Origin of the sequence: Kribbella sp. VKM Ac-2571, assembly GCF_004362255.1 — a bacterium.
GTDB classification, from domain to species: Bacteria; Actinomycetota; Actinomycetes; order Propionibacteriales; family Kribbellaceae; genus Kribbella; species Kribbella pratensis.
This window is the reverse complement of record NZ_SNWS01000021.1, coordinates 113,215-133,307: the sequence shown is the minus strand read 5'-3', so window position 1 is coordinate 133,307 and position 20,093 is coordinate 113,215. Positions and strand designations below refer to the sequence as shown.

The following is a 20,093-nucleotide window of genomic DNA, read 5'->3' as shown; positions in this document are numbered from 1 at the left end:
GACGTTTCCGGATTCGCCTCCCCGTTCGGGGCCGGAAACCGGTAGCCTCTTGCAGCGCGCTAAATGGGGCCGCCGTACCACCCACCCGACGAACTGCCGGAGAGCCCAAACCGGTCAGGAGAGCACGTCTTGCAGGAGAACACCAGCACCACCAGTACTGGCGAACTGGTCAACGTACCCCTCACCGGTGCGGACAAAGTCGCCTACGCTTTCTACGCGACCGCGGCTGCCGCGGCGCTGGTCGGCCAGGTCTGGGCCGGCGTGACCCATATCCCCTGGCCGGACGACGGCTTCTCGCAGCTGCTCAAGATCGTCCTCGTCACGCCCGCGGTCGCGGTGCTGGAGCTCGGCGGTGTCGCCACCGCGGCGCTCGCCGACCTGCGCCGCCGCAAGGGCGAGCAGGCCTACGCGTACCGCGCGATGTCGTTCTTCGCGGCGCTCGTCGCGGTCGTCTTCAACGTGGTCGGCCACTGGCGGCCGGAGGAGCGGTTCCTGGCCTTCGGCTTCGGCGGTCTGTCCGCGTTCGCGTACGTGCTCTGGCTGATCCACAGCTCGGCCCGACGCCGCGACGCGCTCCGTCGTGCGGGCCAGATGCGCGAGACCGGCCCGGTGTACGGCATCGTCCAGTGGGCCCGTGAGCCGCGGGTCACCTGGCTGGCGCGGTCGCTGGCGATCGAGCACGGCTACGGGCTGTACGAGAGCCTCCGTGCGGCCCAGCACCAGATCCGGAACAAGAGCCGCCGGGACGCGATCGCCGGCACGGTCGCGGAGTACATCCGTTCCGAGCACCAGGACGAGCGGCTGGCGAAGATCGCCGAGACGACGTACGACCCGGACCGGCTGGCCGGGATGCTCGAGGAGCGGATCAACTACGAGGTCATCACCAACAAGCTGACCAAGGCGATCTCACCGCCGCCGGAGCAGCCCGAGGACCGTCCCGCCGTACCCGCCGCCGTGTGGGTGCTCGAGGGCGGGCAGCCGCGGCGTGCTGACGGCACCGGGGTCGGGTTGCGTGACGACGACGCCTGGACCGGCGAGCTGATGGCGATCGTCGACCAGGACCCGACCGACAGCGGGAACGTGTCCGAGGCCGTTGTCGTCGAGGACGAGAGCGAGCCGCAACACGTCGTCAACGGTACGGCGAGCAGCCTCAAGCCGTTCGCCCCGCAGCCGAAGGCGGAACCGCTGGTGGAGAAGCCGAAGCCGCCGTCACCGTTCGCGGGCCCGGCCGATCCGCAGCCGCCGGCGCTGATCACCACTCCGAAGGTGGAGCCGGTCCTTCCCGACCCGGCGCCGGTTGTCGTGGCGAAGGCCGAGCCGGAGCCCGAGGAGGACAAGCCGGAGCCGACCGCGCTGGAGAAGAAGCGGATGCGGGCCTACGCCCTGCTGTCCGACTGGCCGGCCGGCCGTGAGCGCAGCGCGAAGACGCTCGCCGACGCGATCGCCTCGAGCGAGCCGATGGCGGCGCGCTTCATCGAGCAGTACGAGACCGAGCACGGAGTCGTGTTCGCCTCGCAGAACTGATCATTCAGCTGCCGGTGGACCGCCCAGGTTCACCGGCAGTTCTGCGAGACCGCTGACCAGTACGCGACGCCACTCGAGCGCTTCGGCGGGCTTCGCGAGACTCATCCGCGGGAACCGTCGTACGAGGGCCGCCAGCGACTCCTGCAGCTCGATCCGCGCCAGTTGTGCGCCGAGGCAGAAGTGCGGTCCGAAGCCGAAGGACAGGTGCTTGTTGTCGCGACGATCCAGCCGTAGCTCGTCCGGAGCGTCGTACGCCCGCGGGTCCCGGTTCGCCGAGTTGAGCGCGGCCATCACCCCGTCACCGGCCTTGATCTGTACGCCGTGCAGCTCGACGTCCTCGATCGCGACCCGGAGCTGGCCAACCTCGCTGAACCTGTTGAACCGCAGCAGCTCCTCGATCGCCGACGGAATCAGCTCCGGCTCCTCCACCAGCCGCGCCCAGTTCTCCGGCCAGCGCAGCAGGGTGGCGACGCAGCTCGAAATCTGGTTGGCCGACGTCTCGTGGCCGGCGACCAGCAGGTTCACGCCGAACGCGATCAGCTCCTCCTGACTCAGCCGGTCGCCCTCCTCACGGGCGCGCACCAGCTCGTCCAGAAGGTCCTCCGCGGGACCCGAGGTGTTCGCGAGCTTCTTCGTGACCAGATCCTCGATGTACGCCGTGAGGCTGGTCATCGCGTCCTCGACGAGGTCCTTCTCGGCCATCTTCATGCTGTACCCGAGCTCGGTCCACTCCCGGAACTGTGCGCGGTCCGCGTACGGTACGCCGAGCAGCTGGCAGATCACCTGGATCGGCAACGGCAACGCGACCAGTTGCCGGATGTCGGCGCCGTCGCCGGCCTCCGCGACGTCCTCCGCGAGCTGTGCGGACAGCTCCGCGACCCACGGCCGGGTCTGCTCGATCTTCCGGTGCGCGAACGTTGGCACCACCAACCGTCGGAGCCTGCTGTGCTCCGGCGGGTCGGTGGTGGTCAGGCTGTTCGGCATCGGTTTGGCCAGCGCGACCCGGGGTGCTCCTTGCTTCACCACGGCGGCGCGGGAGAACCGCGGATCGGCGAGCACCAGTTTCACGTCGTCGTACCGCGTCACCAGCCAGACCTCGGCGCCCGCCAGCGTCCGCACCCGCGCCACCGGCCGGTTCTCCCGCAACTCGGCGAACGTCGGAGACGGATCGAACCGAAACGCATCCTCGAACGGAATCTGCAGCACCGGTTCAGTCATACCCCGACCCTAGGCAAAGTTAGGTTGCCCTTGCCTGCGGCGTCGGCGCGTCGGTGCGACTACAACTGGGCGTTCGGGCTGCCGACGCCGCGCAACAGGGTTTCGACGAGCTGGGTCGCCAACGTGTCGGTGTCGGTCTCGTCCGGATCGCTGCTCTGGGCGACCTCGTGGAGCAGGGCGTAGTACACGCGGCGGGCCCAGACCAGGTCGACGTCGGCACGCAGTACGCCGGCCTTCTGCAGTCGCGCGAAGAGACGATCGCACGAGGCGACGACGCCTGCCATGATCTCGTCGCTCTCGCTGCTCGCGGCCAGAGCGCTGTTCATGGAGAAGCCCCAGGACACCTTCACCCGAAGGGCGTTCGCGGTCGCCTGGTAGAGAGCGACCAGGGGTGGCGCGGTGTCGAACCGGGCCTCGTCGACGGCGCTCGCGAGCTGCCTCGACGCCCAGGCCTTCATCGTGGTCACCAGCGCCTCGCGGGTCGCGAACCGACGGTGCACGGTCGTCCGGGCGACACCGGCCGCCGCGGCGATCTCCTCCATCGAGGCGGACGGATTGCGGTTCAGGACGCGCTCGGCCGCCTCCAGGATCGTCCGCACGGTCCGCTCGGCGTCAGCGCGCAGCGGGCGGGCGGGAGTGGAGGTCATGCGAAAAGACTACCCGGAAGGTACGTCTTGGACGCTACTTGCAACAGTCATGTAGCAAGTAGTAGATTTTCAGTGTCAACCAAGACGCGATTAGGGACGATGAGATGGATCTTCAGTTGAAGGACAAGACCGCGCTCGTCACCGGTGCAAGTCGGGGGATCGGGCTGGCCGCCGTCGAGCAGCTCGTCGCCGAGGGCGTGCGGGTGGTCGCGGTCGCGCGGACCAGTACGCCGGAACTGCGTGACACCGGCGCCTTCGTCGTACCGGCCGACCTCGCGACTGCGGATGGGCCGGAGCAGGCTGTGACCGCTGCGCTGGCGGAGGTCGGGGAGCTGGATCTGCTGGTGAACAATGTCGGTGGCGGCGACGGTGAACTGGCCAGTGGATTCCTCGCGGTCGACGACGACGTCTGGCGCCAGCTGTTCGAGGTGAACTACTTCGCCACCGTGCGGACGACGCGAGCCGCGTTGCCGAGCCTGATCCGGCAGCGCGGTGCGATCGTCAACGTGTCGTCGAACGCAGCGCGGGTACCGTCGGGCGGTCCGGCGCCGTACACGACCGCGAAGGCCGCGCTCACTGCTCTGGGAAAGGCGCTCGCCGAGGAGTTCGGCCCACAAGGCGTCCGGGTGAACACCGTGTCGCCCGGCCCGGTGCGCACCGCGCTGTGGACGGACCCGGACAAGTACGGCGGTCAGCTCGCGCGGACGCTAGGTGTCTCGCACGACGACCTGCTGGCCGCGCTACCCCAGCAGATCGGCATGCTCACCGGCCGCCTGATCGAGCCGGCCGAGGTCGCCGCCTTGATCGTCCAGCTGTGCTCGCCGCTCACCGCCAGCATTGTCGGTGCGGACTTCCTCATTGACGGGGGGAGCGTGAAGACGGCCTAGCTCCCGTTGCGCAGGGCGCGGAACGACAGGAGGTGGTCCCGCCGGGACGGGACCACCTCGCCGTACGCACGCTCGGCCGGCCCGGTGTGGGCCGACTACCTCCTGTCCTTGGCGCTACTTGGTGCCGAAGGAGTAGATGGTGGTGGACTTGTAGGTCTCGCCGGGACGCAGAACCGTGGAGGGGAAGTTGGGGTGGTTCGGGGAGTCGGGGAAGTGCTGGGTCTCGAAGGCGAACGCGTCGCCCTGGCGGTAGGCCTTGTTGCCGATGCCGAGGAACGTGCCGTCGAGGAAGTTCCCGCTGTAGAACTGGACGCCCGGCTGGTCGGTGAGTACCTCGATCGTGCGGCCGTGCTCCGGCTCCCAGAAACGCCCCGCGAGCCGCAGCCCGTTGCTGTCCGGCTGCCCGCCGAGCACGAAGTTGTGGTCGTACCCGCGGCCGAAGACCAGCTGCTCGTGGTCGCCGCGCAGCCGCTTGCCGATCGCGGTCGGCCTGCTGAAGTCGAACGGCGTACCGGCGACCGGGGCGATCTCGCCGGTCGGGATCAGCGTCGCGTCGACCGGTGTGTACTTCGGCGCGTTCAGCTCCAGCACGTGGTCGTAGATGGTGCCGTTGCCCTCGCCGAGCAGGTTGAAGTACACGTGGTTGGTCAGGTTCACGATCGTCGCCTTGCCGGCCACGGTCGCGTGGTAGTCGATCCGCAGGTCGTCGCGCCTGTCCAGCGTGTACGTGACGGTGCTGGTGAGCTCACCGGGGAAGCCCATCTCGCCGTCCGGGCTGACGTAGGTGAACGCGACGCCGACGGCCCTGTCGCTCTGGACGACCTTGGCCTTCCACACCTTCTTGTCGAAGCCGAGGGTGCCGCCGTGCAGCGCGTTCTCACCGTTGTTGACCGGGATCTGGTACGTCGTCCCGTCCAGCGTGAACTTGCCCTTGGCGATCCGGTTCCCGTACCGCCCGATGGTGGCGCCGAAGTACGGGCTGAGCTTGGCGTAGTCCGGCAGGTTGTCGAAGCCGAGGCTGATGTTCGTGGTTCTGCCGCGGCGGTCCGGCGTCTCGACCTTCTGGATGGTCGCGCCCCAGGTGAGCATCGAGATCGTCACCCGGCCGTTGGTGAACGTGTAGACGTCCACCTTCTGACCGTCCGGAGTGGTGCCGAACGGGTCCTGACGGATCTCGAGCTTGCCGTGGTGGTGTGCGCCCATGGTCCTCAACTTATCCGGCGTACCAGCGGCCGAACTGGCCTGGGTACTGGCGTCAGCGGTGGTGCTGAGCGCGCCCGCGGCGGCGGCACCGAGGCCCAGGGCGCCGGCGGTCCGCAGGACCTGGCGGCGGGGCAGGTGATCGGGCATCGCAATCCCCTCAATCGTTGGAGAAACCAGACCTGGGCACGATAAGCACGCTGGAGGAGTGTTTGGAACAGTTCGGAAGGGTGTGAATTCGTCCGATCTCTGGAGGCTGCTGATCCTCGTGACCAGATCGGTCCGGTCCGGGGCCCGATCGAGCCTTCAGCGGTACGCCGTCCGCGGGCGAGGATGAGGTCATGAGCCGAACCGCACTGATCGTGATCGACGTCCAGGAATCGTTCCGGGTCCGCCCGAACTGGCAGTTGGTGAACCACCCCGACATCGCCGAACGCGTGGACCGTCTGGTGCGCGCGGCCCGCGACAAGGGCGACCTCGTCGTCTGGGTGCTGCACACCGAGCCCGGGACCGGCGGGGCGTTCGACCCGGTCAACGGTCACGTCCAGCTGATCGACGGTCTCGAACCGTTGCCGGGTGAGCCCATTCTCACCAAGACGTCGCACAACGCCTTCACCACAACGAATCTGCAGCAGTTGCTGACCCAGCACGGCGTCGGCGAGATCGTTGTCTCCGGCATCCGTACCGAGCAGTGCTGCGAGACCACCGCACGCGTCGCGTCCGATCTCGGGTACGACGTCGTGTTCGTCACCGAGGCGACCGCGACGATGGCGTTGGCGCACTGGTCGATCCGCGACGAGGCGAGCGTCGAAGAGATCCTCGCCGACCCGCGGACCCTGACCACGGAGCAGGTCGTCGAGCGCACGGAGTACGCGCTGGCCGGCCGGTTCGCCGCGATCCGGACGCTCGACGAGCTCACCGGCGTACCCGTGTCATCCTGACCGGATGCGCCCTACTCGTGTCGTCTTCGTCCTGGCGCCGCGGCTCCATTTGCTGGATCTCGCCGGGCCCGCACAGGTTTTCACGACGGCGAACGACTTCGGGTACGGCTACGAGGTGTCGTACGTCGCCGAATCCGAGGAGATCGCGACCGCTCAGGGCGTGCCGTTGCGGGCCCAGTTGCAGTGGCCGGAGCTCGATGTGGCGGACCTGATCGTCGTACCGGGATGGCGGTCGCCGCGTTTGTCGCCGGAGCCGCCGATCGGGCCGGACTTCCGGGAGCGATTGCGTGCCCACCACGCGCGTGGTGGGTCGGTTGCGAGTGTCTGCTCGGGGGCCGACGCCCTCGGATGGGCGGGCCTGCTCGACGGGCGGCGCTTCACGACCCACCACGACCTGACCGACGAGCTGGCGGCCCGGTACCCGCGGGCGATCATCGTGCGGGACGTGTTGTACGTCGAGGACGATCGCGTCATCACCTCCGCCGGGATCGCGAGTGGTATCGACCTCGCGCTGCATCTCGTCGCGGTCGGCCGGGGTGCCGAGGCGGCGGCCCGGGTGGCGCGCGAGATGGTCGTCTACGCCCGCCGCAACGGCGACGAATTCCAGGAATCCGCGATGCTCCGCCACCGGGGTCATCTCAACGACCTCGCGCACCGCGTCCAGGACGTCATCGACGCGCGGTACGCCGATCGGCTGCCGCTGACCGATCTGGCCGGGCAGGTCGGCGTCAGCGAACGCACCCTCACCCGCATCTTCACCGCCGCCACCGGCCTCACCCCGCTCCGGTACCAGCAGCTCCTCCGCCTGGAACGAGCCGAACACCTCATCGGCCACGGCACCACGGTCGAGTCCGCCGCTCGCATCGTCGGCTTCGAGGACGCCCGCATGCTCCGCCGCCTCCGCGGCCGAACTTCCGTCTAGACCAGAACCAACTTTTCCCGCGGGTCGCACGTCTACTCGTACAACCAACCGACGAGGGGACGGGACATGAAGTTCGCTGGGGGCATGCGCCGAGGGGTGGTTGCGACGGGTGTGGCGACAGGAGTGCTGGCCGTGGGGCTCACCGCCCTGGCAACGCAGGGCGCGGACGCCGGGACGACGTCGGCCACCGCGCTGAGCCGGTCGCAGATGCTGACGGTCGGCGCGGTGAAGAAGGCCGATGCGCGGCGGGACTGGATCCGGCAGGTCGACAGGGGAATTCTGCCGAAGACCTACTGCGGGCCGGCGTCGACCGAGGGCAAGCGGGTCTCCGCGCGGATGGCCCGCGGGTTCACCGACGAGATGGACGCGTACGGCGCGCAGTACGTCAGCCGGTACGCGAACGCGGCGACCGCGCGGGCGGCGTACAACTCGATCATCGCGACGCTGAAGAGCTGCGCGTACAGCAAGCCGGCGCCGACGCACGCACGGAAGATCACCGAGAACCGCGTGGTCAAGGGCGCCTCGGGCGACCTCACGCAGGTGATCCGCTGGTACGACTACCCGAAGCCGAACGACCCGGGCAGCGAGGCGGGCGGTTTCCCGTACGCCGTGACGCTGAAGGGACGCAACGTCTCGGTGCTGGCGTTCAGTGAGATGGGGCCGGGGATGCCCGCGCCGAACTTCGACAAGCTCGCTCGTCAGGCGGCGGCGAAGGTCAGCCGCTGAACTTCGCGCAGAAGACGCGGGACGGCGTGCGGGGAAAGTAGCGTGCCTGGGGGGTGTTGGCCGGGACGGATGAGGGGTCACCGTCCCGGCCAACACTTGTCTTACCTCGAAACCGCCGTCAGTTTCGTGACCGCGGTGCTCAGCTGCCCGCTGAGGAGGGCGTGGTCGGCGTCGGAGATGAGCTTCGACGCCGGCTCGTCCAGGTTCTGGCCGACGTGGTTCTGCGCGATCCACCGCGCCACGCCGACGACGGCGTCGTCCTCGGCGAAGGTGTCCGCCTTGGTGCGCTCCAGGAACTTGGCGGCCTGGGCAGCGGCCGCCAGAGCGATGGTTGCCTGCGGCCCCGACCAGTCGTCGGCCCGGAGTGCGACACCGGCAGCGATCCCGGCAGCCACGGCGTACGGATCGTGCTTGCGCAGCAAGGTGTTGCGCGCTTCCGTCAGTGCTGCACGGGCTGCGGCTTGGGTTGTGAGGCCCCATCCGAACGGGTACTGCGGGTTGTAGGACGCATCGCCGACGTTCAACGGTTGCTGGTCCTCCGCGCGCGGCCAACTGACCGGCAAGCGACCGCTGAACGGGACCTTGCCGAACAGCACATCCGCGACGCCGGCGCCCTCGGTCCCCGGCAGCCATGACGCGACCAGTGCGTTGATCTCGCCGAGCTGATCCGCGATCACCTGCGGACGGCCGGACACGATCAGTACGACGCACTTCATCGCGCCGCAGACCTTGTCCACGGCGGCCTTGTCGGCGTCCGAGAGCAGCAGGTCGTGACCGTTGCCGACATCCCCGATTCCTTCGGCGTACGGACGTTCGCCGACCACGACCACGCCGACGTCGTGACCCTCGAGCGGTGCTGACGCGTCCGCGCTGAACGTCGCGTCCGGCACCACCTGCTTGATGCCGTCGAGGATCGTCGTACCTGTTGTCGTCGGACCGGATCCGCCTTGCCAGCTGATGCTCCAGCCGCCCATCTGGTTGCCGAGATCGTTCGCGTTGCTTCCGGCGACGTACACCTTGGCAGTCGATGCCAGTGGCAACAGATTGCCGTCGTTCTTCAACAGCACCTGGGATTTCGCCGCCGCCTCGCGACCGACCGCCCGGTGTGCGGCCGATCCGATGGTCGCGGCGTTGGTCGTGTCGGCGTACGGGTGCTCGAACAGGCCGAGCTTGAACTTCTCGGTCAGGATCCTGCGGACCGCGTCGTCGATCCGGGTCATCGGGATCCGGCCGGCACCGATCTCCTCGGTGAGGCCCTGCGTGAAGCCCTGGTAGTTCGTCGGCACCATGATCATGTCCAGGCCGGCGTTGATCGACGTACGGATGTCGCTCGCGTAGTCGCCCGGCAGCTGGTCGATCGCCTGCCAGTCGCTGATCACGAATCCGTCGAAGCCCATCCGCTGCTTCAGCACGCCGTTGATCAGCTCACCGTTCCCGTGCATCTTGACCGGCGCGGCGCCGTCGACCGACATGCTCGAGTACGACGGCATCACGGTGCCGATGCCGAGGTCGACAGCCGTCTTGAACGGCGCGAGGTGGATGGTCTCCAACTGCTGCCGGGTCACCTGCGTGACGCCCTGGTCGATCTTGTACGAGCCGGTCGTCGAGCTGCCGTACGTCGTACCGCCGTCGCCGACGAAGTGCTTCGCGGTGGCGAGGACGTGGGTGTTGCCCGCGAGCTGACTGCCGTCGGCCTTGCCCTGCAGGCCGGTGATCACGGTCGCCATCGACTGCACGAGCGCCGGATCCTCGCCGTACCCCTCGTACGCGCGGCCCCAGCGGTCGTCGCGGACGACGCACACGCACGGCGCGAAGTCCCACGGGATGCCGGTCGCGCGGACCTCAGTCGCGGTCACCTCGCCGGTCCGCCGGGCCAGGTCCGGATCGCGGGTGGCACCGATCGCGATGTTGTGCGGCAGGATCGTCGCGCCGATCACGTTGTTGTGCCCGTGCACCGCGTCGACGCCGTAGATCAACGGGATCTGCAGCCGGGTCGCCTGCGCGTCGAGCTGGAAGGTGTCGATCATCGCAGCCCAGGCGGCCGGGGTGTTCGGGGTCGGGACGGAGCCGCCGCCGGACAGCAGCGAGCCGAGCGCGTACGACGCGATGTCCGAGCGGGACCGGAGCGCGTTCCGCTCGGCCTGGGTCATCTGTCCGACCTTTTCCGCCGTCGTCATCCGGGCCAGCAGATCGGTAACACGTTTTCCGATCGGGAGTTTCCGGTTCAGGTACGGCAGGTCGTGGGCGTCGATCACCACAACCGGCTGGGTCTGCGGGGCCTTGGCCCCGGTGACCGTGAGCTCGAGGGGAACGGTTTCCGCAACTTCCGCGGAACCGTCTTTCCGGGTGGTCACGGAAACATTCTGCGACGTTCCGGAAACTGTTCCGGCCGGGAACGTGATCGTTCCGGAAACCGGTGTGTAGTCGTCGGCACCGGCCGTTCCGGTTCCGGTCTTGTAGTCGACCGTGACCGGCTCGTCGAGCGGCGTACCGCCCGTGGTCGCGACCGAGACCTTCACCTGCGCGGTGCCGCCCTCCTTGACCGGGTACACGTCGGCGTCGGTCACGACACTGTTCTTCAGCGCCGGGTCGGCCTTGCCGTAGACCTCGACCTGGTCGATCGCGAACTCACCCGGTGCACCGGCCGGCATCGTGAACGCGTAGCCCCACATCTGGGTCAGGTTCAGGATGTGGTCGATCCCGCCGACAGGCTGGTAGTCACCGCGGTACACGAGCTCGCTGAACGGGATCTCGACCAGGTGCCAGCCCTGCCAGTCGTCGGTGAAGCTGGTGTTCCACAGCTCGGACGCCTCGGCGTTCGCGCCGCCGTCCTTGATCTCGAAGAAGATCCGCTTCCCGGAGCCGGGCGGAAGCGGGGCAGTGTTCTGCCCGTACCACCAGAACCGGATCCCCTTGTACGGCGACCAGTCGCCGGGGTTCACGTCGTACGTGACGTCGTGACTGAACCCGCCCCAGCCGCTGATGTTGTACGTCCCGTGCAGCACCTTCTCGCCGGCCGGCGCGTCCGCCCGGGTCTGCAGCTCGAGCATCGGCGGGTCGTCGGCGTCGCTGCCCCAGGTGAAGATCCCGGCGTTCGGCGGCGCCGCGAACGGCTCCGCACCCTCGAACGCCGCCAACGTCACCGGAGCCGGATCATCGGCCGCCGCCGGCGTCGTCACCAGCAGCCCGCCCAGCAGAGCAGCCACCGAGACCAGCGCCACCCGCCCCCTCCGGCGATCCATCACTCGAGAACCAGACCACCAGAGCATGGGCGACTCCTCACAGGGATATCGAGCACGAGCGCTCGGCCCGACTCTCAGCCCTCCCAGAACCCGGGTCAAGACCTCACCGGTTCCGGAACTAGAGCGCTCTCACGGTGTCGCCGAGCACCATCGGCCGCATGTGCGGACGCGGACCCGGGCAGTACCGGTGCGAGCTGACGTCCGGGTACCTGCGCTGGATCGACCGGGACATCGAAGAAGAGGACCTCGGCTACCGCGTCTGACAGGGCAGCCCGGGATCGACCGTGCTCGGATCGGTAGACGCAAGGACTGGACAGTCGGTTGGTGGGTAGATGACTGTGGGTCGCGACCGTGCTGGAGGGGAAGGGACACGTATGAAGCTCCGATATGTGCTGGGCAGCGTGATGCTGGTCGTTCCGATGGCTGTGGTTGCCTTGGGCTCCCCGGCGACCGCGGCGGCGCCGCCGGACCAGGCGGCCGCACCGGCTGCGCACGGCCGGGCCGCGGCGAAGGTGCCGTCGATGCTGCGGGACGCCGCGACGCTCGCCGCGAAGAAGCAGTCGAACGTGCAGGCCCGCTCACTGGGCGTCGAAGGCAGCCGTCTGGGCGTCCAGGTGTACGCCGCAGCGCCGGTCACTGCGCAACAGCAGGCTGACCTGACCGCACTCGGGGCCTCGGTCCTCAAGAACTCCGCCGACTTCCCGGCCGTCGCCGGCACCGAGCTCCCCAGCACCGGCCTGGTCTCCGCCACGGTCCCGTACGACAAGCTGGACGCACTCGCGGCACTCGACTGGGTGACCGCCCTGCGGCCGTCCCTACGGCCCGCCGTCGACGTCGGCCCGATCACCGCCGAGGGCGTCCAGCTGCACCAGGCGGACAAGGCGCAGGCCAAGGGCTTGACCGGTCGCGGTCAGAAGATCGGCGTGATCTCCGGTGACGCCGACCACGTCGCGGACGCGATCGCCGCGGGTGAGTTGCCGGCCGACACCCGGGTGGTGCAGTCGGCGGCGTACAACAACGACGAGGGCACCGCGATGATGGAGATCATCCACGACCTCGCGCCGGACGCGAAGCTGACCTTCGCGAGCACGCTGGAGACCAACGCCGACTACTTCGAGGCGTTCCACCTCCTCGCGAAGTCCGGCGTCACGATGATTGCCGAGGACATCGCACTCGACGACGAGCCCGCGTTCCAGCAGGGTCTCGGCGCCGCAACGGCCGAAGCGCTCGCCAAGCACGGCATCTGGGTCAGCTCCTCGGCCGGGAACCTTGGCAACCGGCACGCCCCGCGGGTGACGGCGACCGGTACGGGCCAGGGCGCGGACGGCGCGACCGGGCCGTACACCGGCTGCCCGAAGTCGCCCGACAACGTGGTGCAGTTGCGCGGCAGCGACACGTCGTACGACCTCAATCTGCTGCCCGGCGCCGGGATCCTGCCGACCCTGCAGTGGAGCGAGCCGCGGGCGATCTACCCGACCGCGGGCCAGGGCGGATTCACCGACCTCAACCTGTATCTGATGGACAGCACCGGGACGAAGTGCCTCGCGTCCAGCACCGCCGTCCAGGCGAACGGCGTCGGCGACACCATCGAGCAGTTCGAGTACTTCAACACGACGAAGGCGCCGCAGCCCGTGAAGCTCGTCGTCGACGTCGAGGGCACGTCGACCGCGCGCAAGGCTCCGATCCTGGATCTGCGCTGGCGGGCGCTGGCGTCCGGCGTCCAGACCATCGACCCGCCCGAGCGGGCCGGCTCGATGAACCCCGACTCGAACTACACCGTCTTCGCCACCAGCGCGGGCGCCGTGAACTCGAGTGTGTCCACCGACCCGAAGACCGCTCCGCTGGAGGCGTTCAGCGCCGCGGGTCCGACGCAACTCGTCAGCACGACCCGCTGCCCCGGCGGCAAGCCCGGTCCGTGCCGCGGGATCCCCGGCGCGGATGCGCTGAACTTCCCGGCGCCGAACTGGCTCGCGGCCGACGGCGAGTCGGTCAGCGGTGCCGGCGGCTTCGGCTCCGGGACCTGCCCCACCACGACCCAAGGCGGCTGCCGCTTCTTCGGTACGTCGGCCTCGGCGCCGACCGCCGCCGGCGTGGCGGCCCTGACCCGGCAGGAGTTCGGCGGCCACGTCTCGCCGCTCATCCTGAACGCCCTGCTCTCCGCCCGAGCCGTGGATCGCAGCGAGCCCAGCACCGGAGCGGGAGTCCTGAGCGCGAATTAAGAAGCTGTAGTGGTCCGATTGAGTGCAAATTCAGTACTCGTAGCAATGGACCGATGCTGCCATCCCCGGAAAGGATGGCAGCATGACTACACGTTTCGGGGTCTTCGTACCGCAGGGCTGGAAGATGGACCTGGCCGGCATCGCCGATCCGATCGAGCAATGGGAGGCGATGACGGACGTCGCCAAGCGGGCCGACGAGCAGTCGTGGGACTCGATCTGGCTGTTCGACCACTTCCACACGGTGCCGGAGCCGAGTGACAACACCACCTTCGAGTGCTGGAGCGCGACGGCGGCGCTGGCCCGTGACACCAAGCGGGTCAACATCGGCCAGATGGTCGGCTGCAACGGGTACCGCAACCCGTCGCTGTACGCGAAGATCGCATCCACCGTCGACGTCGCCAGCCACGGCCGCCTGTATGCCGGGATCGGCGCGGGCTGGTACGAGCACGAGTGGAAGGCGTACGGCTACGAGTGGACCGACGTACCGCAGCGGATGGCGGCGTTCCGTGAGGCGACCGAGATCATCTACAAGATGTGGACCGAGGACAAGCCGGTCTACAACGGCAAGTACTACTCGATCGACGCCCCCATCAACGAGCCGAAGGGCGTCCGCAAGCCGCACCCGAGCTTCTGGATCGGCGGCGGCGGCCCGAAGGTCACGCTGAAGCTGGTCGCGCAGTACGCCGACGCCGCGAACATCGGCGGCGGCAACCCGGAGCTGTTCAAGGAGAAGGCCGACATCCTCCGCGGCCACTGCGAGAAGCTCGGCCGGAACTACGACGACATCATCAAGTCGACGAACTTCAACGTGTTCCCGATCGACAAGGGCGACGACCCGCAGAAGGCGACCGAGAAGGCCCTCGGCCCGATGAACCGGGAGAAGTTCGACCGGGACAACCTGATCACCACCGAGGACGAGATCGCGAACAAGGTCGAGGCGGTCCTCGAGGCCGGCGCCGACTACGTCATCTTCTACATCCCCGGCGTCGCCTACGACCTGGACCTCCTCGAGCGCGTCGAGAACATCACCAAGCGCTTCGCCTGACATTCGGGTGGTCCGCCAGCCAAATTGGGGGTTCGTCACCCGTAACCAGGGTGCACAACCCCTCATTTGGCTGGCAAGCCAGCCAAATTGGCTGGTATCGGTCATGGCGGGTGTAGGTCAGGGGGAGTGGTGGACTGGGGCTGTGGGCAACTGACAGGCTCCCGCTGACGGCCTCGCGTGGGTCGGGGCGTCGGGAGGTTTCCCCCTGTGATGTCTCGAATGTCCCGGTCCGCGGCCGGCCTGCTCGCCGTGGTGGTCGCCGGTTCCCTGCTGCTGACGACCACCACGGCGAATGCCGGCCCGCCCGACACACCGGCCGGGCCTACGGCAAGCAACCCGATGCCCGGCGCGAGCAGCAAGCGGATCACCCTCGTCACCGGCGACGTCGCCGAGCTGACCACCAGTTCCAACGGCCAGGTCTCGGCCCGCCTGCTCGATGACGAGCCGTACTACTTCGGCACCTTCGACGGAGACCTCACCCTGGTCCCGGCCGACGCCTACCCGCTGCTCTCCGCGGGACGCCTCGACAAGCGCCTCTTCAACCTGACCGAGCTGGCGGCGCAGGGGTACGACGACGCCAGCAACGCTAGCCTTCCCCTCCTCCTCACCGCGCCCGCCACCCTCCGCAGCGCGCCGAGTACGCCGGCTGCTGCGACGTACCGCCGTACTCTCGACAGCGTCGGAAGCACCGCGGTGACTGTGCAGAAGGCCGACGCGAAGACGTTCTGGGACGGCATCAGCGGCCCGACCACCTTCAAGTCCAGCCAGGTCACGAAGATCTGGCTCGACGGCCGCACCCACGCGACCCTCGACCAGTCCACGAAGCAGATCGGCGCCCCGACCGCCTGGAAGCAGGGGTACGACGGCCACGGGGTGAAGGTCGCCGTCCTCGACACCGGGTACGACGCCGGCCACCCCGACCTCGCCAAGCAGGTCGTCGCGGCGGAGAGCTTCGTGCCCGACGAGGCGGTCCAGGATCTGCACGGACACGGCACGCACACCGCGTCGATCGTCGCCGGTCTCGGTACGGCGTCCGACGGCAAGCGGAAGGGTGTGGCGCCCGGCTCGGAACTGCTGATCGGCAAGGTTCTCGACAACAGCGGCGGCGGCTACGACTCCGAGGCGATCGCCGGCATGGAGTGGGCCGTCCAGCAGGGCGCGAAGGTCGTCAGCATGAGCCTCGGCGGCTGGCCGTCCGACGGCACCGACCCGATGAGCGAGGCCGTCGACCGGTTGTCGAAGTCGAGCGGCGCGCTGTTCGTGATCGCGGCCGGCAACTCCGGCGCCGAGGAAACCGTCGGATCGCCCGGCGCCGCGTCCGAGGCGCTGACCGTCGGCGCGGTCGACCGGGACAACAGCCTCGCGAACTTCTCCAGCCGCGGTCCGCGCGTCGGCGACGGCGCCCTGAAGCCTGAGGTGACTGCCCCCGGCGTGGAGATCGCCGCCGCGCGCGCTGCCGGCACCGAGCAGGGCCACGTCCTCGGCCAGTACTACACAGCCATGAGCGGTACGTCGATGGCGACGCCGCACGTCGCCGGGGCGGCCGCGATCCTCGCGCAACGGCACCCCGACTGGACCGGCCCGCAGCTGAAGGCCGCACTCGCCTCGACGGCTGTCCCGTCCGCCGGCGCCCGCACCGACCAGCAGGGCCTCGGCCGGATCGACATCCCGAACGCGCTCGACCCGTCGGTCCTCCCGGACACCGCCAACCTGTTCTTCGGTGACCTGTCCTGGACCGGCCCGGCCGCCCCCGCGCCGGTTACCCGCACCGTTGCCTACAGCAACAACTCGAAGCGATCGGTGACGCTCACGCTCTCGGTCGACGCACAGTCTCCGGCGGGGGTGGAGGCCGGGCTGACGGTGAGCCCGGCCCGGCTGACCATCCCCGCCGGTGGTACCGGGTCCGCGACGGTCACCCTCGACCTCGCGAAGACCCAGCCCTCCAAGTACTCCGGTGTGCTGACGGCCCGCGCCGGCGCCACGTCGTACCGGACCGGCCTCGGGTTCGCGGCCGGTGGGCGGCTGAACCAGGTGACCGTGAAGGCGATCGGGCGCGACGGACAGCCCGCCACCACCAAGGCCGGTGCGAGCGGCGTGCAGCTGTGGAACCAGGACACCGGCGACGTCAACGCGATCGCGTTCGACGAGACGGGCAGCCGCACACTCGACGTACCGACCGGCCGCTACAGCGTGATGGCGTACGCCGTCGGCGGCGACGAGGCGAACTGGGCGAACTCGATCACGCTGCTCGGCGATCCGGACGAGTGGATCGGCAGCGACCGGACGTTCACGTTCGACGCCCGGACCGCGCACAAGGTGACCGTCAAGACGCCGCGACCGGCCGACGCGCAGAGCATCGGGATCGCCTGGCACCGCAAGGTCGGGGACCGGGACGCGGTCTCCGGCTGGGCGTACAACGGCCGGGTCGCCGACGGCGTCTACGTCCAGGACTTCGGAAAGGTTGCCAACGGCACCTTCCAGGTCGTGCAGCGCTGGGATCTCGCGCAGCCGAAGCTGACCGTCGACATCAACGGCGTGCGGCTGGCCACACCGGCCGAGGGGTCGTCCCGGACGGTGTACGTCGGCAACGCGAAACTCCCGCTCTACAACGGTGGCGACGGCACCGCGGCCGAGCTGACCGGCGCCAAGGACACCGCCGTGCTGATCCGATGGGGCGGCTTCGACAAGACGACCGCACAGGTCAAGGCCGCGAAGGCCGCCGGCGCCAAGGTGGTGTTCCTCTACAACGAAGCACCCGGCTTCTGGTCGACCGGTAGCGATCAGGGCGTCCCGCTCTACCTGCTGCGATCCGAGCAGGGCAAGCAGTTGCTCGCCGAGCTGGCGAAGGGCCCGCAGTTCGTGCAGCTGAACGGTCTGCTCGACAGCACCTACCGGTACGACGTCGCGCTCGGCCCGTCGGTCGTGAAGGGAGGACTGACGTACGACGTCGCGAAGATGCGCCCGGCCGTGGTGACGACGGACTTCCAGCAGAACGACGCTTTCTGGCTGCACCGGGACCAGCGGGTCGCCCACCTTCCGGGCATCTCGACCGGGCTGTCGGCGTCCCGTCTGGTGGCCGGTGCGGTGAAGCGGACCGACTACCTCGTCACCGACCAGAAGGGCGTCACCTGGGACGAGAAGACGTCTGCGGGGGAGTGGAACGAGACCGGCTTCGAGGCCACGATCGCGCGGTCCTACCGGCCGGGCGAGCAGGTCACGCGCGGTTGGTGGGAGTCGATCACGCGTCCCGCCGTACCGGGGTTGTCGGATGCTCCGGGTGACGAGGCGCAGGGCTGGCCGCCGGCGCGGTTCGAGAACGCGCTGCGGATCGCGATTCCGCAGTACGTGAGCGGCGACCGGACCACGTTCGGCTGGGCCGACCGCGGCGACGTGACGAGCATGAAGCTGAGCAGCAACGGCGTCGAACTGGGTAGCAAGAACTGGTCGGTCGCACAGTTCACCGTCCCGGAACGCGCCGCCTGGTACGACCTCACGCTGGACCAGCAGCGCGGCCCGAACAGCTGGGCGAAGACCTCGACCTCGACGCACACCCGGTGGCATTTCCTCTCGGTGCCGTCCAAGAGCCGGGCGGTGCTGCCGCTCGTCCAGGTCGACTACAAGCACGCCAACGGCTGGCTCGAGCTCACCCCGCGCTACCAGCCGGGTGTGCGCGGCGCCGGGATCTTCCGGACCACGGCCGAGATCTCGTACGACGGGAAGACCTGGACGAAGCTGTCGCTCCGCGGGACCGGCACGCTCCGCGCCCAGGTACCGGCCGGTGCGTACCCGAGCATCCGGGTGACCGCGACGGACCTGATCGGCAACAGCATCACCCAGACGATCGACCGCGCCTGGGCCAGCTGAACGTTAAAAGAGCGACGCCACGAAGCCGGGGGGATTGCTTCGTGGCGTCGCCAAGGGCGCGCCAAGGGAGGGGTGGGGGCTGGCGCGCCGGTCCAGTGGGGATCAGCTCCCGAGGATGCCTCCACCGAGGATGCCCAGCAGCCCGAGGGCCGACAGCAGGCCGCGGATGACCTGGTCGACCGCCTTGGCGCCACCGGTCTGGTAGGCGGTCACGCAGTTCTGCAACTGGGTCTGGGTCGGCTTGGTGATCGTCACCTTCGCCATCTCGGACTGGCAGTACGTCGTGGCCTTCTGCAGCTCGGCCAGCGTGCTGCCCGCCGTGCCGACGATGACCCCGACGGCCGTCGTCAGGCTGGTGAGACCCGGCTTCTGCGTGGTCGTGGTCGGAACCGTCGGCTTGGCCGTGGTCGGCTTCGAGGTGGTCGGCCTGGCCGTCGTCGGTTTCGCCGTCGGCCGGCTGCTCGGCGTTGCCGTCGGTGTCGCGGTCGGCCGGTCCGTCGGCCGGTTGCCGTCCCGCTCGTCGGTCAGTATCGGAGTCGGCGTCGCTGTCGCGGTGGGCGTCGGGATGTCGATCGACTTCGGCAGGTCCTTGTCCGACGGGGCGTCGATGGTCGGGTCGTCGATCTGGTCGCCTGCCTCGTCCACGTCGTCACCCGCGGTGCCGTTGCCGACCGCGATCCAGCTGCCGCCGGCATACGCCTTCGCGATGCTGACCACCAGGTCGACGTACTGCTGCGAGTGGTTGTAGCGCAGGACCGCGGCGTTCAGGTCACCGGCCTTGGACAGGTCGGTCGTGCCCGAGCAGAGATAGACCCCGGTCGACATCGCCGCGTCGTCGATGTCCTGCGGGTTCCGCACGCCGTCGCCGTCGCCGTCCACTCCCATGGCTCGCCAGGTGCCGGGGATGAACTGCATCGGGCCGACCGCGCGGTCGAACGCGCCGTCACCGTCGAACGAACCCGCGTCCGAGTCGGAGATCCGGGCCGTCCCGGACGAACCGTCCAGCCGCGGGCCGAAGATGCCCGGCACCGCGACGCCCTGCGAGTTCAGCGAGTTGCCGCCGAAGCGGCCGTGGTTGGACTCGACCCGGCCGATCGCGGCCACCAGGGTCCACGGCAAGTGGCACGTCGGGTCTGCCTGAGCCAGCACCTGCTGGGCCCGGGAGTACGCCTTCAGCGCGGCGTTCGGGATGCCGTTGCGGGACAGTCCGGAGACCACTTGCGTCGGTTGCTCACCAGGGTCGACTCCGTGGCCGACGACACCCGGCACCGGCACATTGGCCGGGAAGGCGATCGGCTGCTTCGGTACGACGACCGGGTTGCCTCCGGACAGACCGTTGTCCAGCGACGCCGTGGCGATCGCGGGGTCGTCCGTGGCACTGACGGTGAACGCGCTCGCGAACAGCGCCAGCGGGATCAGCGGCGCCACCTGACGCCAGCCGCTACCCGTGGCGCGGCGCTTGCCCTTCGCCATCGATGATTCCCCTCCGTGACTCATCGACCGGTCCGGCCCCACGCAGCGGACAGTCTTTGTGTCTTTCTCGGTTGCCGTCGTAATAGGTCTAACGTCCGCCCCGTTGCGTGGGTTACGCGTCGGACGCAGACCGTGTACGTGCGGTCACCGGGTATCCATACTGGCGCGTAACAAAGCGCCTGTGA

13 protein-coding genes are annotated in these 20,093 nt (G+C 69.0%); 8 read left to right on the top strand and 5 right to left on the bottom strand.

Annotation, left to right across the window (positions count from 1 at the left end; translation table 11 throughout):
• Positions 1 to 129 precede the first annotated feature (129 nt).
• Positions 130 to 1,524 (top strand): hypothetical protein, encoded by a 1,395-nt coding sequence (locus EV651_RS35480; RefSeq protein WP_133789632.1) that lies wholly within the window; start codon positions 130 to 132, stop codon positions 1,522 to 1,524.
• Here EV651_RS35480 and EV651_RS35475 read toward each other — a convergent pair whose 3' ends face one another.
• Together EV651_RS35475 and EV651_RS35470 are read right to left on the bottom strand one after the other, a co-directional pair.
• Positions 1,525 to 2,742, bottom strand: coding sequence for a cytochrome P450 (locus EV651_RS35475; RefSeq protein ID WP_133789631.1), 1,218 nt, complete (start codon positions 2,740 to 2,742; stop codon positions 1,525 to 1,527).
• A gap of 59 nt (positions 2,743 to 2,801) precedes the next feature.
• The gene (locus EV651_RS35470; RefSeq protein ID WP_133789630.1) at positions 2,802 to 3,389 is read right to left on the bottom strand and encodes a TetR/AcrR family transcriptional regulator; all 588 of its coding nucleotides are present in this window, start codon (positions 3,387 to 3,389) and stop codon (positions 2,802 to 2,804) included.
• Between the two features lie 104 nt (positions 3,390 to 3,493).
• Here EV651_RS35470 and EV651_RS35465 point away from each other — a divergent pair, with 104 nt between their 5' ends.
• Positions 3,494 to 4,276: an SDR family NAD(P)-dependent oxidoreductase gene (locus EV651_RS35465; RefSeq protein WP_133789629.1), complete on the top strand. Its 783-nt coding sequence runs from the start codon at positions 3,494 to 3,496 to the stop codon at positions 4,274 to 4,276.
• Between the two features lie 114 nt (positions 4,277 to 4,390).
• Here EV651_RS35465 and EV651_RS35460 read toward each other — a convergent pair whose 3' ends face one another.
• Positions 4,391 to 5,626 (bottom strand): aldose epimerase family protein, encoded by a 1,236-nt coding sequence (locus EV651_RS35460; protein ID WP_133789628.1) that lies wholly within the window; start codon positions 5,624 to 5,626, stop codon positions 4,391 to 4,393.
• Positions 5,627 to 5,817: 191 nt separating this feature from the next.
• On the opposite strand from EV651_RS35460, the gene EV651_RS35455 reads away from it, so the two are divergent.
• The 3 genes from EV651_RS35455 (at position 5,818) to EV651_RS35445 (ending at position 8,065) form a co-directional block, all read left to right on the top strand.
• Positions 5,818 to 6,417, top strand: coding sequence for an isochorismatase family protein (locus tag EV651_RS35455; RefSeq protein ID WP_202870657.1), 600 nt, complete (start codon positions 5,818 to 5,820; stop codon positions 6,415 to 6,417).
• A 4-nt stretch (positions 6,418 to 6,421) separates the two neighbouring features.
• Positions 6,422 to 7,339 (top strand): GlxA family transcriptional regulator, encoded by a 918-nt coding sequence (locus tag EV651_RS35450; RefSeq protein WP_133789627.1) that lies wholly within the window; start codon positions 6,422 to 6,424, stop codon positions 7,337 to 7,339.
• Between the two features lie 66 nt (positions 7,340 to 7,405).
• Complete coding sequence (locus EV651_RS35445; RefSeq protein ID WP_133789626.1) at positions 7,406 to 8,065, top strand: hypothetical protein; 660 nt, start codon at positions 7,406 to 7,408, stop codon at positions 8,063 to 8,065.
• Positions 8,066 to 8,166: 101 nt separating this feature from the next.
• Here the strand turns inward: EV651_RS35445 and EV651_RS35440 are convergent, their stop codons facing one another.
• Positions 8,167 to 11,307 carry a glycoside hydrolase family 3 N-terminal domain-containing protein gene (locus EV651_RS35440; RefSeq protein WP_238157400.1) on the bottom strand — a complete coding sequence of 1,047 codons (3,141 nt, stop codon included), beginning with the start codon at positions 11,305 to 11,307 and terminating at the stop codon, positions 8,167 to 8,169.
• A 374-nt stretch (positions 11,308 to 11,681) separates the two neighbouring features.
• Between EV651_RS35440 and EV651_RS35435 the strand changes: the two genes are divergently transcribed.
• The 3 genes from EV651_RS35435 (at position 11,682) to EV651_RS35425 (ending at position 18,435) form a co-directional block, all read left to right on the top strand.
• The gene (locus EV651_RS35435) at positions 11,682 to 13,526 is read left to right on the top strand and encodes a S8 family serine peptidase (RefSeq protein ID WP_166658896.1); all 1,845 of its coding nucleotides are present in this window, start codon (positions 11,682 to 11,684) and stop codon (positions 13,524 to 13,526) included.
• An 82-nt stretch (positions 13,527 to 13,608) separates the two neighbouring features.
• On the top strand, positions 13,609 to 14,571 hold the full coding sequence (locus tag EV651_RS35430; protein WP_133789623.1) for an LLM class F420-dependent oxidoreductase: 963 nt from the start codon (positions 13,609 to 13,611) through the stop codon (positions 14,569 to 14,571).
• 210 nt (positions 14,572 to 14,781) lie between these two features.
• Positions 14,782 to 18,435 carry a S8 family peptidase gene (locus EV651_RS35425; RefSeq protein ID WP_133789622.1) on the top strand — a complete coding sequence of 1,218 codons (3,654 nt, stop codon included), beginning with the start codon at positions 14,782 to 14,784 and terminating at the stop codon, positions 18,433 to 18,435.
• A gap of 102 nt (positions 18,436 to 18,537) precedes the next feature.
• Here the strand turns inward: EV651_RS35425 and EV651_RS35420 are convergent, their stop codons facing one another.
• A complete protein-coding gene (locus EV651_RS35420) occupies positions 18,538 to 19,908 on the bottom strand; it encodes a lytic murein transglycosylase (RefSeq protein WP_133789621.1) in 1,371 nt (456 codons plus the stop codon).
• Positions 19,909 to 20,093: the final 185 nt, after the last annotated feature.

Bases quoted from the DNA above. Each gene is read 5' to 3' on its own strand.
- EV651_RS35475 (WP_133789631.1), bottom strand. From the start codon at position 2,742: ATGACTGAACCGGTGCTGCAGATTCCGTTCGAGGATGCGTTTCGGTTC.
- EV651_RS35470 (WP_133789630.1), bottom strand. From the start codon at position 3,389: ATGACCTCCACTCCCGCCCGCCCGCTGCGCGCTGACGCCGAGCGGACC.
- EV651_RS35465 (WP_133789629.1), top strand. From the start codon at position 3,494: ATGGATCTTCAGTTGAAGGACAAGACCGCGCTCGTCACCGGTGCAAGT.
- EV651_RS35460 (WP_133789628.1), bottom strand. From the start codon at position 5,626: ATGCCCGATCACCTGCCCCGCCGCCAGGTCCTGCGGACCGCCGGCGCC.
- EV651_RS35455 (WP_202870657.1), top strand. From the start codon at position 5,818: ATGAGCCGAACCGCACTGATCGTGATCGACGTCCAGGAATCGTTCCGG.
- EV651_RS35450 (WP_133789627.1), top strand. From the start codon at position 6,422: ATGCGCCCTACTCGTGTCGTCTTCGTCCTGGCGCCGCGGCTCCATTTG.
- EV651_RS35445 (WP_133789626.1), top strand. From the start codon at position 7,406: ATGAAGTTCGCTGGGGGCATGCGCCGAGGGGTGGTTGCGACGGGTGTG.
- EV651_RS35440 (WP_238157400.1), bottom strand. From the start codon at position 11,307: ATGGATCGCCGGAGGGGGCGGGTGGCGCTGGTCTCGGTGGCTGCTCTG.
- EV651_RS35435 (WP_166658896.1), top strand. From the start codon at position 11,682: ATGAAGCTCCGATATGTGCTGGGCAGCGTGATGCTGGTCGTTCCGATG.
- EV651_RS35430 (WP_133789623.1), top strand. From the start codon at position 13,609: ATGACTACACGTTTCGGGGTCTTCGTACCGCAGGGCTGGAAGATGGAC.
- EV651_RS35425 (WP_133789622.1), top strand. From the start codon at position 14,782: ATGTCTCGAATGTCCCGGTCCGCGGCCGGCCTGCTCGCCGTGGTGGTC.
- EV651_RS35420 (WP_133789621.1), bottom strand. From the start codon at position 19,908: ATGGCGAAGGGCAAGCGCCGCGCCACGGGTAGCGGCTGGCGTCAGGTG.